This window comes from Streptomyces sp. NPDC001851 (assembly GCF_040297165.1).
Lineage (GTDB): Bacteria > Actinomycetota > Actinomycetes > Streptomycetales > Streptomycetaceae > Streptomyces.
This window is the reverse complement of the sequence record NZ_JBEOYR010000014.1, coordinates 125282-140983: the sequence shown is the minus strand read 5'-3', so window position 1 is coordinate 140983 and position 15702 is coordinate 125282. Positions and strand designations below refer to the sequence as shown.

Here is a 15702-nt window from a genome sequence, read left to right as displayed (position 1 = left end):
GGACTCAGCGCACGAACACCCCTGCCTGGCTCGCCAGGTCCAGGAAGTACTGCGGCGCCACACCGAGCACCAGCGTGACCGCGACACCCATGGCGATCGCCACCATGGTCAGCGGGGACGGCACGGCCACGGTCGGGCCTTCCGGCTTCGGCTCGCTGAAGAACATCAGCACGATCACGCGGATGTAGAAGAACGCGGCGATCGCCGAGGAGATCACACCGATCACGACCAGCGGGGCCGCGCCACCGGCCGCCGCCGCCTTGAAGACGGCGAACTTCCCCGCGAAGCCGGAGGTCAGCGGGATGCCCGCGAAGGCAAGCAGGAACACCGCGAACACGGCCGCCACCAACGGTGACCTGCGGCCGAGCCCGGCCCACTTGGACAGGTGGGTCGCCTCGCCGCCCGCGTCACGCACGAGCGTGACCACCGCGAAGGCGCCGATCGTCACGAAGGAGTAGCCGGCCAGGTAGAAGAGGACCGACGAGACGCCGTCCTTCGAGGTGGCGATGACACCCGCGAGGATGAATCCGGCGTGCGCGATGGACGAATACGCCAGGAGCCGCTTGATGTCCGTCTGCGTGATCGCGACGATCGCTCCGCCGAGCATGGTGATGATCGCCACCGCCCACATGACCGGCCGCCAGTCCCAGCGCATCCCGGGCAGAACGACGTACAGCAGGCGCAGCAGCGCGCCGAACGCGGCCACCTTCGTCGCCGCCGCCATGAAGCCGGTCACGGGTGTCGGCGCGCCCTGGTAGACGTCCGGCGTCCACATGTGGAACGGCACCGCGCCCACCTTGAACAGCAGGCCCATCACGATCAGGGCGCTGCCGAGCAGCAGCAGCGCGTCGTTGCCCATGGTGTTGGCGAGTGCCGGGTCGACGTTGGTGACCGTGCCGTCGACGACCTGTGCGATGCGCGCGTACGACACCGAGCCGGCGTAGCCGTAGAGCAGGGCGATGCCGAACAGCGTGAACGCGGAGGCGAACGCGCCGAGCAGGAAGTACTTGACCGCTGCTTCCTGCGACATCAGCCGCTTGCGGCGGGCCAGCGCGCACAGCAGGTACAGCGGCAGGGAGAAGACCTCCAGGGCCACGAACAGCGTCAGCAGGTCGTTGGCCGAGGGGAACACCAGCATGCCGGCGATGGCGAAGAGCAGCAGCGGGAAGACCTCGGTGGTGGTGAAGCCGGCCTTCACCGCGGCCTTCTCGCTGTCGCTGCCCGGTACGGAGGCGGCCTGTGCGGCGAAGGAGTCGACGCGGTTGCCGTGCGCGGCCGGGTCCAGGCGCCGCTCGGCGAAGGTGAACAGGCCGACCAGGCCGGCCAGCAGGATCGTGCCCTGCAGGAACAGGGACGGGCCGTCGACCGCGAGGGCGCCCATCGCGGCGATGTGCGCCTTCGTCGTGCCGTAGCCGTCGGCCGCCAGCCCGACCACCGCGGCGAACGCGGCGCACAGCGCGACGGCGGACACGAACACCTGCGCGTAGTAGCGGGACCTGCGCGGGAGGAGCGCCTCGATGAGCACTCCGACCAGCGCCGCGCCGACGACGATCAGTGTCGGCGACAATTGTCCGTATTCGATCTTCGGTGCGGGGATCTTCGAGATCGGATCGGCCGCGGTTGTCCACAGGCTGTGGACGGCTGCTGTGCTCACTTGACCGCCTCCACCGAGGGCTTGGGGTCCTTCTGGTGAACGTCCGACATGGTCTGCTTGACCGCCGGGTTGACGATGTCCGTGACGGGCTTCGGGTAGACGCCCAGGAAGATCAGCAGCACGATCAGCGGGGCGACGACCACGAGCTCACGCGCGCGTAGGTCGGGCATCGCCGACACCTCGGGCTTCACCGGGCCCGTCATCGTCCGCTGGTACAGGACGAGGGTGTAGAGCGCGGCGAGGACGATGCCGAAGGTGGCGATGATGCCGATCGCCGGGTAGCGGGCGAAGGTGCCGACCAGGACCAGGAACTCGCTCACGAACGGCGCGAGGCCGGGCAGGGACAGCGTGGCGAGGCCGCCGATCAGGAAGGTGCCGGCGAGCACCGGGGCGACCTTCTGCACACCTCCGTAGTCGGCGATGAGCCGCGACCCGCGCCGCGAGATCAGGAAGCCCGCGACCAGCATCAGCGCGGCGGTGGAGATGCCGTGGTTGACCATGTAGAGCGTCGCGCCGGACTGGCCCTGGCTGGTCATCGCGAAGATGCCCATGATGATGAAGCCGAAGTGCGAGATCGACGCGTAGGCCACCAGGCGCTTGATGTCCCGCTGGCCGACGGCGAGGAGCGCGCCGTAGACGATGCTGATCAGCGCCAGTACGAGGATCGCGGGTGTCGCCCACTTGCTGGCCTGGGGGAACAGCTGGAGGCAGAAGCGGAGCATCGCGAAGGTGCCCACCTTGTCGACGACCGCGGTGATGAGGACGGCGACCGGGGCGGTGGCCTCCTGCATGGCGTTGGGCAGCCAGGTGTGCAGCGGCCACAGTGGCGCCTTCACCGCGAAGGCGAAGAAGAAGCCCAGGAACAGCCAGCGCTCGGTGCTCGTCGCCATGTGCAGCGAACCGTTGGCGCGGGCCTGCACGATCTCCTGGAGGCTGAAGTTCCCGGCCACTACGTAGACGCCGATCACCGCGGCCAGCATGATCAGACCGCCGACCAGGTTGTAGAGCAGGAACTTCACCGCCGCGTACGACCGTTGCGTCGAGGCCGCCGCCTCGCCCTGCGCGTGGGCGCGGTCTCCGAAGCCGCCGATGAGGAAGTACATCGGGATGAGCATGGCTTCGAAGAAGATGTAGAAGACGAAGACGTCGGTGGCCTCGAAGGAGATGAGCACCATCGCCTCGACGGCCAGGATCAGCGCGAAGAAGCCCTGGGTGGGCCGCCAGCGGCGACTGCCGGTCTCCAGCGGGTCGGCGTCGTGCCAGCCGGCGAGGATGATGAACGGGATCAGCAGGGCGGTCAGCGCGACCAGCGCCACCGCGATGCCGTCGACGCCCAGCTCGTACCGCACCCCGAAGTCCTTGATCCAGGCGTGTGATTCGGTGAGCTGGTAGCGGGCGCCGTCCGGGTCGAAACGGACCAGGACGGTGATCGCCAGGGCGAGCGTGGCGAGCGAGACGAGCAGCGCCAGCCACTTGGCTGCGGTGCGCCCCGCGGCCGGCACGGCGGCCGTGGCGACGGCTCCGACGGCCGGAAGCGCCGCCGTCGCTGTCAGCAGAGGAAAGGACATCGGTATCAGACCGCCCTCATCAGCAGGGTCGCGGCGACCAGGAGTGCCGCACCGCCGAACATCGAGACCGCATAGGAGCGGGCGAAGCCGTTCTGGATCCGGCGGAGCCGTCCGGACAGGCCGCCGAAGCCGGCTGCCGTGCCGTTGACGACGCCGTCGACCAGGGTGTGATCGACGTACACCAGGGAGCGCGTGAGGTGTTCACCGCCGCGCACCAGGACGACGTGGTTGAAGTCGTCCTGCAGCAGGTCGCGGCGGGCCGCGCGGGTGAGCAGGGAGCCGCGCGGGGCGACGGCGGGGACGGGCTTGCGGCCGTACTGGGCCCAGGCGATGCCGACGCCGATGACCAGGCACACGAGGGTCGCCGCGGTGACCATCCATGCGCTGACCGGGGAGTTGCCCTCGCTGTGGCCGGTGACCGGTTCGAGCCAGTGCAGGAAGCGGTCGCCGATGCTGAAGAAACCACCGCCCAGAACGGAGCCGACGGCCAGCACGATCATCGGGATCGTCATGACCTTCGGGGATTCGTGCGGGTGCGGCTCGGCGTGTTCGCCGCGGTGCTCGGCGGCGGGCTCGGCGCTCGGTGCCTCCGGGGAGCGAGTGGGTTGGTTCTTCCAACGCTCCTCTCCGAAGAAGGTCATCAGCATCACGCGCGTCATGTAGAAGGCGGTGATGGCGGCGCCCAGCAGAGCCGCGCCGCCGAGGATCCAGCCCTCGGTGCCGCCCTTGGCGAAAGCCGCCTCGATGATCTTGTCCTTGGAGAAGAACCCGGACAGGCCCGGGAATCCGATGATGGCGAGATAGCCGAGGCCGAAGGTGACGAAGGTGACCGGCATGTATGTGCGCAGGCCGCCGTACTTGCGCATGTCGACCTCGTCGTTCATGCCGTGCATGACGGAACCGGCGCCGAGGAACAGCCCGGCCTTGAAGAAGCCGTGCGTCACCAGGTGCATGATCGCGAAGACGTAGCCGATGGGGCCGAGGCCCGCGGCGAGGACCATGTAGCCGATCTGCGACATGGTCGAGCCGGCCAGCGCCTTCTTGATGTCGTCCTTCGCGCAACCGACGATCGCACCGAACAGGAGCGTGACCGCACCGACCACCGTGACCGCGAGCTGAGCGTCGGGCGCCGCGTTGAAGACGGCTCCGGAGCGGACGATGAGATACACGCCCGCCGTCACCATCGTCGCCGCGTGGATCAGGGCCGAGACCGGGGTCGGGCCCTCCATGGCGTCGCCGAGCCAGGACTGCAGCGGCACCTGGGCGGACTTGCCGCAGGCGGCGAGCAGGAGCATCAGGCCGATGGCGGTGAGCTTGCCCTCGGAGGCGTCCCCGGCGTGACCGAGGACCGGGCCGAAGGCGAAGCTGCCGAACGTGGTGAACATCAGCATGACCGCGATCGACAGGCCCATGTCGCCGACGCGGTTGACCAGGAATGCCTTCTTCGCGGCCGTCGCGGCGCTGGGCTTGTGCTGCCAGAAGCCGATCAGCAGGTAGGAGGCGAGGCCGACGCCCTCCCAGCCGACGTACAGCAGCAGGTAGTTGTCGGCGAGGACGAGCAGCAGCATCGCCGCGAGGAACAGGTTCAGGTAGCCGAAGAAGCGGCGGCGCCGCTCGTCGTGCTCCATGTACCCGACCGAGTACAGGTGGATCAGCGAGCCGACGCCCGTGATCAGCAGCACGAACGTCATCGACAGCTGGTCCAGGCGGAAGGTGACGTCCGCCTGGAAGCCGGCCACCGGGACCCAGCTGAACAGGTGCTGCATCAGCGTCCGGTGTTCGGCCGCCTTGCCCAGCAGGTCGGCGAAGAGTACGACGCCGAAGGCGAAGGAGACGAACGAGAGCACCGTGCCGATCCAGTGGCCGACGGCGTCGAGCCGCCGGCCGCCGACCAGGAGGACGGCCGCTCCGAGCAGGGGCGCCGCGATGAGCAGCGCGATCAGGTTCTCCACGATTCTTCCGACCCCTTACAGCTTCATCAGGCTGGCGTCGTCGACCGAGGCCGAGTGGCGGGTACGGAACAGCGACACGATGATCGCGAGGCCCACCACGACCTCCGCGGCGGCGACGACCATCGTGAAGAAGGCGATGATCTGGCCGTCGAGGTTGCCGTGCATCCGGGAGAAGGTGACGAACGCGAGGTTGCAGGCGTTCAGCATCAGCTCGATGCACATGAAGACCACGATGGCGTTGCGCCGGATCAGTACGCCGGTCGCGCCGATCGTGAACAGCAGGGCGGCGAGGTAGAGGTAGTTGACCGGGTTCACTTCGACGCCTCCTCGGGCCGCTTGAACGTCGCCGGTTCGATCGTCGTGCGCTCCAGGCGGTCTTCCGCGCGCTGTTCCAGTGCGCGGAGGTCGTTGAGGGCCTCCGCGGAGACGTCACGGATCTGGCCGCGTTCGCGCAGCGTCTTGTTGACGGTCAGCTCGGACGGGGTGCCGTCGGGGAGCAGGCCCGCGATGTCGACCGCGTTGTGCCGGGCGTAGACACCGGGGGCGGGCAGCGGCGGCACGTGCTTGCCCTCGCGGATGCGCTGTTCGGACAGCTCGCGCTGGGTCCTGGCGCGCTCGGTGCGCTCGCGGTGGGTGAGCACCATGGCGCCGACGGCGGCCGTGATCAGCAGGGCACCGGTGATTTCGAAGGCGAAGACGTACTTGGTGAAGATGAGGGAGGCGAGGCCCTCCACGTTGCCGTTCGCATTGGCCTGGCCGACGCCGTCGAACTCCTTCAGGGACGCGTTCCCGATGCCGGTGAGCAGCAGGACGCCGAACCCGACCCCGCACAGAAGGGCCAGCCAGCGCTGGCCCTTGATGGTCTCCCTCAGCGAGTCCGCCGCCGTCACGCCGACGAGCATCACCACGAACAGGAACAGCATCATGATCGCGCCGGTGTAGACGACGATCTGCACGATGCCCAGGAAGTAGGCGCCGTTGGCGAGGTAGAACACCGCCAGGACGATCATGGTCCCGGCGAGGCACAGCGCACTGTGCACGGCCTTCCTCATGAAGACGGTGCACAGGGCGCCGAGCACCGCGACGGTGCCGAGGACCCAGAACTGGAAGGCCTCACCAGTGGAGGTGGTGTAGGCGGCGAGGGGCGTCATCATCGGCCGATCACCTTCTCCGAGGCCGGCTCGTCCTCACCGAAGGTCGACGCGGCCTCCTGCGGGACCTCGCCCTTGGAGACGGCGACCTGGCGGACCGTGCCGGGCGCGGCGTGCGTGACCAGGCCCCGGTAGTAGTCCTGTTCGTCCGTCCCGGGGAAGATCGCGTGCGGTGTGTCGACCATGCCCTCTTCGAGGCCGGCGAGGAGCTGTTCCTTGGTGTAGATGAGGTTGGCGCGGCTGGAGTCGGCCAGTTCGAACTCGTTGGTCATCGTCAGCGCGCGCGTGGGGCAGGCCTCGATGCACAGCCCGCACAGGATGCAGCGGGCGTAGTTGATCTGGTAGACGCGGCCGTACCGCTCGCCCGGCGAGTAGCGTTCCTCGTCGGTGTTGTCGGCGCCCTCCACGTAGATGGCGTCGGCGGGGCAGGCCCACGCGCACAGCTCGCAGCCGACGCACTTCTCCAGGCCGTCCGGATGGCGGTTGAGCTGGTGCCGTCCGTGGAACCGCGGAGCCGTGGTCTTCTTCTGCTCCGGGTACTGCTCGGTCAGCCGCTTCTTGAACATGGCCTTGAAGGTCACGCCGAAGCCGGCGACGGGGTTCTGGAAACCGGGCTTGGTCTCCTTCGGCTCCTCAGCCATCGGACGCCTCCTTTCCATCCGCAGATCCGTCACTTACAGTGTCCGGCCCGCCACTGACAATCAGTTCCCGTTCGCGGCGCGGGCGGCGCCTCGGCACCGGCGGCAGCTCCTGACCGGGCAGCGGCGGCACGGGGAACCCGCCCGCCATCGGGTCGAATCCGGCCTGTTCGGCGGCGGACTGACCGGCCGTCCTGGCCTTCTCGCGGAACATGTCGGCGACGAAGGAGATCAGCAACAGGGCCAGGACTCCGCCGCCCACATACAGGGCGATGTCGGCGAAGTCGTAGTGCTCGTTGCGCAGGGCCCGTACGGTCGCCACCAGCATCAGCCAGGTCACGGAGACCGGGATGAGAACCTTCCAGCCGAGCTTCATCAGCTGGTCGTAGCGGACCCGTGGGAGCGTGCCGCGCAGCCAGATGAAGAAGAACAGCAGCAGCTGGACCTTGATGACGAACCACAGCAACGGCCACCAGCCATGGTTCGCGCCCGCCCAGAAGGAGCTGATCGGCCATGGGGCGCGCCAGCCGCCGAGGAACAGCGTGGTCGAGACGGCCGAGACCGTCACCATGTTCACGTACTCGGCGAGCATGAACATCGCGAACTTGATGGACGAGTACTCGGTGTTGAAACCGCCCACCAGGTCGCCCTCGGACTCCGGCATGTCGAAGGGGGCGCGGTTGGTCTCGCCGACCATCGTGACGATGTAGAGGATGAAGGAGACGGGCAGCAGCAGGATGTACCAGCGGTCGTGCTGCTGTTCCACGATCCTGGACGTCGACATCGACCCCGAGTAGAGGAACACCGAGGCGAACGCGGCGCCCATGGCGATCTCGTAGGAGATCATCTGCGCGCAGGAGCGCAGGCCGCCGAGGAGCGGATAGGTGGATCCAGAACTCCAACCCGCCAGAACGATCCCGTAGATGCCGACGGAGGCGACCGCGAGGATGTAGAGCATCGCGATCGGCAGGTCGGTCAGCTGCATCGCGGTGCGGTGGCCGAAGATCGAGATCTCGTTGTCGGCCGGTCCGAAGGGGATCACCGCGATCGCCATGAAGGCCGGGACGGCCGCCACGATCGGCGCGAGGACGTAGACCACCTTGTCCGCGCGTTTGACGATGATGTCTTCCTTGAGCATCAGCTTCACACCGTCGGCCAGCGACTGGAGCATCCCCCAGGGACCGTGCCGGTTGGGGCCGATGCGCAGCTGCATCCAGGCGACGACCTTGCGCTCCCAGACGATGGAGAACAGGACGGTCACCATCAGGAAGGCGAAGCAGAACACGGCCTTGATGACGACCAGCCACCAGGGGTCGCGGCCGAACATCGAGAGGTCTTCAGCTGCGAGGTACGGGCTCATGCCTCCACCTCCTTGGGGGCCTGTTCGGCGGGTGCCGCCGGGCCGATGCGGACGAGGGAGCCGGGCTGTGCCCCGGTGTCGGAGGCAACGCCCGCGCCGGCCGAGTTCAGCGGGAGCCAGACCACCCGGTCGGGCATCTCGGTGATCTTCAGCGGGAGTTCGACGGTGCCTGCGGGGCCGGTGACGGCGAGGACGTCACCGTCCTTGACGCCTGTCTCTGCGGCTGTCGCGGCGGACACGCGCGCGTGTGCGGCGTGCCGGGTTCCGGCGAGCGCCTCGTCGCCCTCCTGCAGGACACCGCGGTCGAGCAGCAGCCGGTGCCCGGCGAGTACGGCCTCGCCGACGGCCGGGCGGGGCAGCGCGCCCGCGGACTCCTGGGGCTCGGTGGCATGCGGGCCGTCCCAGGCGCCGAGCCGGTCGATCTCCGCGCGCGTGCTGCGCAGGTCCGGCAGGCCCAGGTGGCTGCGTCCCTCAGCGCCTTCGGCGCGGGCCATGGCGTCGGCCAGCATGTGCAGCACGCGCGCGTCGGTCGGTGCCAGGCGGCGGGTCATCTGTTCGGGCTTGAGGGCCGCCTCGAAGAAACGCACCCTGCCTTCCCAGTTGAGGAAGGTGCCCGCCTTCTCGGCGACCGCGGCGACCGGCAGGACGACGTCGGCGTGCTCGGTGACCTCGCTGGGCCGCAGTTCCAGCGACACCAGGAAGCCCACACCGCCGAGTGCTTCACGCGCGCGTGCCGGGTCGGGCAGGTCGGCGACCTCCACTCCGGCGACCACGAGGGCCGACAGTTCGCCGGTGGCGGCGGCCTCGATGATGTGGTGGGTGTCGCGTCCGTAGCGCAGCGGGAGTTGGGCGAGTCCCCAGACGGCCGCGACCTCCTCCCGCGCGCGCGGGTCGGTCGCCGGGCGGCCGCCCGGCAGCAGCGACGGCAGCGCGCCCACCTCGACGGCGCCCCGCTCACCGGCCCGGCGCGGAATCCACACCAGCTGGGCGCCGGTCGCGGTGGCGGCCCGCACGGCGGCGGTGAAGCCGCCGGCGACCGAGGCGAGCCGCTCACCGACGACGATGACCGCGCCGTCGGTGCGCAGGGCCTCAGCGGCCCGTGCGCCGGGCTCCTCCAGGCCGACGCCGCTCGCGAGGGCGTCCAGCCACTCCGTCTCGGTGCCCGGCGCGGCCGGCAGCAGGGTGCCGCCCGCCTTCTCAAGGCCCCGGGTCGCGTGCGTGGCCAGCGCGAACACCTGCTGCTTGTGCTTGCGCCAGGCCTTGCGCAGCCGCAGGAAGACACCGGGCGCCTCCTCCTCCGACTCGAAGCCGGCCAGCAGCACGGCCGGAGCCTTCTCCAGGGCGGTGTACGTGACGCCCGTACCGTCGAGGTCACGGCCTCGCCCGGCCACCCGGGACGCCAGGAAGTCGGCCTCCTCGCCGCTGTGCACGCGCGCGCGGAAGTCGATGTCGTTCGTGTCGAGCGCCACGCGCGCGAACTTGCTGTACGCGTAGGCGTCCTCGACGGTCAGCCGGCCGCCGATGAGGACACCGGCACGGGAGCGGGCCGCGGTCAGGCCCCGCGCGGCGGCCTCCAGGGCTTCGGGCCAGGACGCGGGTTCCAGGGCGCCGTCGGCGTTGCGCACCAGGGGCGTGTCGAGGCGGTCCCTGAGCTGCGCGTACCGGAACGCGAAGCGTCCCTTGTCGCAGATCCACTCCTCGTTGACCTCGGGGTCGTTGGCGGCGAGCCGCCGCATGACCTTGCCGCGCCGGTGGTCGGTGCGGGTGGCGCAGCCGCCGGAACAGTGCTCGCAGACCGAGGGAGAGGAGACGAGGTCGAAGGGGCGGGAGCGGAAGCGGTAGGCCGCCGAGGTGAGGGCTCCGACCGGGCAGATCTGGATGGTGTTGCCGGAGAAGTACGACTCGAACGGATCGCCCTCGCCGGTGCCGACCTGCTGGAGCGCGCCCCGCTCGATCAGCTCGATCATCGGGTCGCCCGCGATCTGGTTGGAGAACCGGGTGCAGCGGGCGCACAGCACGCACCGCTCGCGGTCGAGCAGCACCTGCGTGGAGATCGGTACGGGCTTCTCATAGGTGCGCTTCTTGCCGTCGAAGCGGGACTCGGCGTTGCCGTGCGACATGGCCTGGTTCTGCAGCGGACACTCGCCGCCCTTGTCGCAGACCGGGCAGTCCAGCGGGTGGTTGATGAGCAGCAGCTCCATCACGCCGTGCTGGGCCTTCTCGGCGACCGGCGAGGTGAGCTGAGTCTTCACCACCATGCCGTCGGTGCAGGTGATGGTGCACGACGCCATGGGCTTGCGCTGGCCCTCGACCTCGACGATGCACTGACGGCAGGCGCCGGCGGGGTCGAGCAGGGGGTGGTCGCAGAACCGGGGGATCTCGATGCCGAGCTGCTCGGCGGCCCGGATGACCAGGGTGCCCTTGGGCACGCTGAGCTCGATGCCGTCGATCGTCAGCGTGACGAGGTCTTCCGGCGGGACCGCCGCCTCTCCGCCACCCGCGGGGGCGTTGGTGGTCACGGTCATGCGTTCACCTCCGGGCGGTCCGCCCAGGCCGTGGACTTGGCCGGGTCGAAGGGGCAGCCCCGGCCCGTGATGTGCTGCTCGTACTCCGCACGGAAGTACTTCAGCGAGGAGAAGATCGGGGACGCGGCGCCGTCGCCGAGGGCGCAGAAGGACTTGCCGTTGATGTTGTCGGCGATGTCGGCGAGCTTGTCGAGGTCGGACATGACGCCCTTGCCGGCCTCGATGTCCCGCAGCAACTGCACGAGCCAGTACGTCCCTTCGCGGCACGGCGTGCACTTGCCGCAGGACTCGTGGGCGTAGAACTCGGTCCAGCGGGTCACCGCCCGCACCACGCAGGTCGTCTCGTCGAAGCACTGCAGGGCCTTGGTGCCGAGCATGGAACCAGCGGCGCCGACGCCCTCGTAGTCCAGGGGGACGTCGAGGTGCTCGTCGGTGAACATCGGTGTGGAGGAGCCGCCCGGCGTCCAGAACTTCAGCCGGTGGCCGGGCCGCATGCCGCCGCTCATGTCGAGGAGCTGGCGGAGCGTGATGCCGAGCGGGGCCTCGTACTGGCCGGGGCTGGCGACGTGGCCGCTGAGCGAGTACAGCGTGAAGCCCGGGGACTTCTCGCTGCCCATCGACCTGAACCAATCTTTTCCGTTTTTCAGGATCGCGGGAACCGACGCGATCGACTCGACGTTGTTCACAACAGTCGGACAGGCGTAGAGGCCTTCCACCGCAGGGAAGGGGGGACGGAGCCGCGGTTGACCACGGCGGCCTTCGAGCGAGTCGAGCAGTGCGGTCTCCTCACCGCAGATGTACGCGCCGGCGCCCGCGTGCACGGTGAGCTGGAGGTCGAGCCCGCTGCCCAGGATGTTCTCGCCGAGGTAGCCCGCCGCGTAGGCCTCGCGCACGGCCTCGTGCAGCCGCCGCAGAACAGGGACGACTTCACCACGCAGATAGATGAAGGCATGCGACGACCTGATGGCATAGCACGCGATCACAATGCCCTCGATGAGGCTATGCGGGTTCGCGAAGAGGAGCGGGATGTCCTTGCAGGTCCCGGGCTCCGACTCGTCGGCGTTGACAACTAGATAGTGCGGCTTTCCATCCCCCTGCGGAATGAACTGCCACTTCATTCCGGTCGGGAATCCCGCGCCGCCGCGGCCGCGCAGCCCGGACTCCTTGACGTACGCGATCACGTCGTCCGGTGACATGGCGAGCGCCTTGCGGAGCCCCTCGTACCCCTCGTGCCTCCGGTAGACGTCCAGAGTCCAGGACCGGTCCTCGTCCCAGAAGGCCGACAGCACGGGTGCGAGCAGCTTCTCGGGGCTGGAGTCCTTCAGTTCGGCTGCCACGGTCATCACTCCCCCTCCTCTGCGGTAGGCCCTGCGGGGTGAGCCGGGTCGGAGGCCGATGTCTCCTGCGGCGCGTCATGGGAACTGAGGTGCTCGGCCGGCGACGGCTCGTGCACCCTGTCCTGCCGTTCCCCTTGCGGACCTCCGCGCGGATGGACCACGCGCGCGGGTGCGGTCTCTCCCCTTGCCAGGCGAAGGCCCACCAGCGACGCCGGTCCCGCACTGCCGCCCTCCTCGACGGCCCCGGGCCGCTCGTCGGGGAAGCCGGCCAGGATCCGCGCGGTCTCCTTGAACGTGCACAGCCGCGCCCCGCGCGTGGGCTGTACGGGCCGCCCCGCACGCAGGTCGTCGACCAGGCGCTTGGCGCTGCCCGGCGTCTGGTTGTCGAAGAACTCCCAGTTGACCATCACGACCGGGGCGAAGTCGCAGGCCGCGTTGCACTCGATGTGCTCCAGGGTGACCTTGCCGTCGTCGGTGGTCTCGCCGTTGCCGACGCCCAGGTGCTCCTGCAGGGTCTCGAAGATCGCGTCGCCGCCCATCACCGCGCACAGCGTGTTGGTGCACACACCGACCTGGTAGTCGCCGGACGGCCCCCGCCGGTACATGGTGTAGAAGGTGGCGACGGCGGTGACCTCGGCCGTGGTGAGGTTCAGCATGTCCGCGCAGAACTGCATTCCGGTGCGCGTGACATGGCCCTCCTCCGACTGCACGAGGTGGAGCAGCGGCAGCAGGGCCGACCGGGAGTCCGGGTAGCGCGCGATGATCTCGCGCGCGTCCGCCTCCAGCCGGGCGCGGACGTCGTCCGGGTAGGCGGGCGCGGGCAGTTCGGGCATGCCCAGGCTGACGCCCCGCTCCGAAGAAGAGGTGGTCACCGGTCGACGCCTCCCATCACGGGGTCGATGGACGCGACGGCGACGATGACGTCGGCGACCTGGCCGCCTTCGCACATCGCCGCCATGGCCTGCAGGTTGGTGAAGGACGGGTCGCGGAAGTGGACCCGGTAGGGGCGGGTGCCGCCGTCGGAGACGGCGTGCACACCGAGTTCGCCCTTGGGGGACTCGACGGCCGCGTACGCCTGCCCCGGCGGGACGCGGAAGCCCTCGGTGACGAGCTTGAAGTGGTGGATCAGGGCCTCCATGGAGGTGCCCATGATCTTCTTGATGTGGTCGAGGGAGTTGCCGAGTCCGTCCGGTCCCAGGGCGAGCTGGGCGGGCCAGGCGATCTTCTTGTCGGCGACCATGACCGGACCGGGCGCGAGCCGGTCCAGGCACTGCTCGACGATGCTGAGCGACTGGCGCATCTCCTCCAGGCGGACCAGGAAGCGGCCATAGGCGTCGCAGGTGTCGGCGGTCGGGATCTCGAAGTCGTACGTCTCGTAGTCGCAATACGGCTGTGCCTTGCGCAGGTCGTGCGGCAGGCCGGTGGAGCGCAGGATCGGGCCGGTGGCGCCGAGGGCCATGCAGCCGGCCAGGTCGAGGTAGCCGATGTCCTGCATGCGGGCCTTGAAGATGGGGTTCCCGGTGGCGAGCTTGTCGTACTCCGGGAGGTTCTTCTTCATCTTCTTCACGAACTCGCGGATCTGGTCCACCGCGCCGGGGGGCAGATCCTGGGCGAGTCCGCCGGGGCGGATGTACGCGTGGTTCATCCGAAGGCCCGTGATGAGCTCGTAGAGGTCGAGAATCATTTCACGATCACGGAAGCCGTAGATCATGATCGTGGTGGCGCCGAGCTCCATGCCGCCGGTGGCGATGCACACCAGGTGGGAGGACATGCGGTTCAGCTCCATCAGGAGCACCCGGATGATCTTGGCGCGTTCGGTGATGTCGTCCTCGATGCCGAGGAGCTTTTCGACGGCGAGGCAATAGGCGGTCTCGTTGAAGAAGGACGTCAGGTAGTCCATGCGCGTGACGAAGGTGGTGCCCTGCGTCCACGTGCGGTACTCGAGGTTCTTCTCGATGCCGGTGTGCAGATAGCCGATGCCGCAGCGGGCCTCGGTGACCGTCTCGCCCTCGATCTCCAGGATCAGACGGAGCACTCCATGGGTGGACGGGTGCTGGGGACCCATGTTGACGACGATGCGTTCGTCGTCGGCGCGGGTCGCGGACTGGACGACCTCGTCCCAGTCGCCACCGGTGACCGTATAGACGGTGCCCTCGGTGGTTTCCCGGGCGGCTGCTGACTGGGTGCTGCTCACGAGTACGACCTCCGCTGGTCCGGAGCCGGGATCTGGGCGCCCTTGTACTCGACGGGGATGCCGCCGAGGGGGTAGTCCTTGCGCTGCGGGTGGCCCTGCCAGTCGTCCGGCATCATGATCCGGGTCAGGGCCGGGTGACCGTCGAAGACGATCCCGAAGAAGTCGTAGGTCTCGCGCTCGTGCCAGTCGTTGGTCGGATAGACGGCGACGAGGGACGGGATGCGCGGGTCGGCGTCGGGGGCGCTGACTTCGAGGCGGATCAGCCGGTTGTGGGTGATCGAGCGCAGGTGGTAGACGGCGTGCAGCTCGCGGCCCTTGTCGTGCGGATAGTGGACGCCGCTGACGCCGGTGCACAGTTCGAAGCGCAGGGCCGGGTCGTCGCGCAGGGTGCGGGCGACGCGGAGCAGGTACTCGCGTTCGATGTGGAAGGTCAGCTCGCCGCGGTCGACGACCGTCTTCTCGATGGCGGTGTCCGGGAGGAGTCCCTGTTCCTCCAGGGCGCCTTCCAGTTCGTCGGCGACCTCGTCGAACCAGCCGCCGTAGGGGCGGTGCGCCGGTCCCGGGAGCCGGACCGAGCGGACCAGGCCGCCGTAGCCGGAGGTGTCGCCGCCGTTGGTGGCGCCGAACATGCCGCGCTGGACGCGGATCTCCTCGCCGCCCTGGCCGCGCTGGCCGGGGAGGTTGGAGGCGGAGAGGTCCTTCTCGGGGTTCACTCCGTTCGCGGAGCCGTTCACGCCGCCTGCGCCGTTGCCGTTCGCGTCGCTCACCGCAGCAGCCCCTTCATCTCGATCGTGGGCAGGGCCTTGAGCGCCGCCTCCTCCGCCTCGCGGGCCGCTTCCTCGGCGTTGACGCCGAGCTTGGAGGACTGGATCTTCTGGTGGAGCTTGAGGATCGCGTCCATCAGCATCTCGGGGCGGGGCGGGCAGCCCGGGAGATAGATGTCGACCGGCACGATGTGGTCGACGCCCTGGACGATCGCGTAGTTGTTGAACATGCCGCCCGAGGAGGCGCAGACGCCCATGGAGATCACCCATTTCGGGTTGGGCATCTGGTCGTAGACCTGTCGGAGCACCGGTGCCATCTTCTGGCTGACCCGGCCGGCGACGATCATGAGGTCCGCCTGGCGCGGCGAGCCGCGGAAGACCTCCATGCCGAAGCGCGCCAGGTCGTAACGGCCGGCGCCGGTGGTCATCATCTCGATGGCGCAGCAGGCGAGGCCGAAGGTGGCCGGGAAGACGGACGCCTTGCGCACCCAGCCCGCGGCCTGCTCGACGGTGGTCAGCAGGAAGCCGCTCGGCAGCTTTTCTTCGAGTCCCATGTCCT

13 protein-coding genes are annotated in these 15702 nt (G+C 69.0%); all 13 read right to left on the bottom strand.

What is annotated here, in order from left to right; all coding sequences use genetic code 11:
* Positions 1 to 4: 4 nt before the first annotated feature.
* Genes nuoN through ABT171_RS21970 form a run of 13 tightly spaced genes read right to left on the bottom strand, consistent with a single transcriptional unit; the run spans position 5 to position 15697 of the window.
* Positions 5 to 1654 (bottom strand): NADH-quinone oxidoreductase subunit NuoN, encoded by a 1650-nt coding sequence (gene nuoN / locus ABT171_RS22030; RefSeq protein ID WP_351246284.1) that lies wholly within the window; start codon positions 1652 to 1654, stop codon positions 5 to 7.
* Positions 1651 to 3222 carry an NADH-quinone oxidoreductase subunit M gene (locus tag ABT171_RS22025; RefSeq protein ID WP_351246282.1) on the bottom strand — a complete coding sequence of 524 codons (1572 nt, stop codon included), beginning with the start codon at positions 3220 to 3222 and terminating at the stop codon, positions 1651 to 1653. Before ABT171_RS22025 ends, nuoN begins: the two co-directional genes overlap by 4 nt.
* Before the next feature lie 5 nt (positions 3223 to 3227).
* Entirely contained in the window at positions 3228 to 5174 is a 1947-nt protein-coding gene (nuoL, locus tag ABT171_RS22020) for an NADH-quinone oxidoreductase subunit L (RefSeq protein WP_351246280.1), read from the bottom strand.
* A 15-nt stretch (positions 5175 to 5189) separates the two neighbouring features.
* A complete protein-coding gene (gene nuoK / locus ABT171_RS22015; protein ID WP_023547474.1) occupies positions 5190 to 5489 on the bottom strand; it encodes an NADH-quinone oxidoreductase subunit NuoK in 300 nt (99 codons plus the stop codon).
* The gene (locus ABT171_RS22010; protein WP_351246278.1) at positions 5486 to 6328 is read right to left on the bottom strand and encodes an NADH-quinone oxidoreductase subunit J; all 843 of its coding nucleotides are present in this window, start codon (positions 6326 to 6328) and stop codon (positions 5486 to 5488) included. The genes nuoK and ABT171_RS22010 overlap by 4 nt, the downstream gene beginning before the upstream one ends.
* Positions 6325 to 6966 carry an NADH-quinone oxidoreductase subunit NuoI gene (gene nuoI / locus ABT171_RS22005; protein WP_351246276.1) on the bottom strand — a complete coding sequence of 214 codons (642 nt, stop codon included), beginning with the start codon at positions 6964 to 6966 and terminating at the stop codon, positions 6325 to 6327. The genes ABT171_RS22010 and nuoI overlap by 4 nt, the downstream gene beginning before the upstream one ends.
* The gene (gene nuoH, locus ABT171_RS22000; protein WP_351246274.1) at positions 6959 to 8323 is read right to left on the bottom strand and encodes an NADH-quinone oxidoreductase subunit NuoH; all 1365 of its coding nucleotides are present in this window, start codon (positions 8321 to 8323) and stop codon (positions 6959 to 6961) included. The genes nuoI and nuoH overlap by 8 nt, the downstream gene beginning before the upstream one ends.
* Complete coding sequence (locus ABT171_RS21995; RefSeq protein ID WP_351246272.1) at positions 8320 to 10848, bottom strand: NADH-quinone oxidoreductase subunit G; 2529 nt, start codon at positions 10846 to 10848, stop codon at positions 8320 to 8322. The genes nuoH and ABT171_RS21995 overlap by 4 nt, the downstream gene beginning before the upstream one ends.
* On the bottom strand, positions 10845 to 12194 hold the full coding sequence (gene nuoF, locus ABT171_RS21990) for an NADH-quinone oxidoreductase subunit NuoF (RefSeq protein WP_351246270.1): 1350 nt from the start codon (positions 12192 to 12194) through the stop codon (positions 10845 to 10847). The genes ABT171_RS21995 and nuoF overlap by 4 nt, the downstream gene beginning before the upstream one ends.
* The gene (nuoE, locus tag ABT171_RS21985; protein ID WP_351246267.1) at positions 12191 to 13057 is read right to left on the bottom strand and encodes an NADH-quinone oxidoreductase subunit NuoE; all 867 of its coding nucleotides are present in this window, start codon (positions 13055 to 13057) and stop codon (positions 12191 to 12193) included. Before nuoE ends, nuoF begins: the two co-directional genes overlap by 4 nt.
* Positions 13054 to 14379: an NADH-quinone oxidoreductase subunit D gene (locus ABT171_RS21980; RefSeq protein WP_351246265.1), complete on the bottom strand. Its 1326-nt coding sequence runs from the start codon at positions 14377 to 14379 to the stop codon at positions 13054 to 13056. Before ABT171_RS21980 ends, nuoE begins: the two co-directional genes overlap by 4 nt.
* Positions 14376 to 15146 (bottom strand): NADH-quinone oxidoreductase subunit C, encoded by a 771-nt coding sequence (locus ABT171_RS21975; protein WP_351246263.1) that lies wholly within the window; start codon positions 15144 to 15146, stop codon positions 14376 to 14378. Before ABT171_RS21975 ends, ABT171_RS21980 begins: the two co-directional genes overlap by 4 nt.
* Entirely contained in the window at positions 15143 to 15697 is a 555-nt protein-coding gene (locus tag ABT171_RS21970; RefSeq protein ID WP_007383964.1) for a NuoB/complex I 20 kDa subunit family protein, read from the bottom strand. Before ABT171_RS21970 ends, ABT171_RS21975 begins: the two co-directional genes overlap by 4 nt.
* Positions 15698 to 15702: the final 5 nt, after the last annotated feature.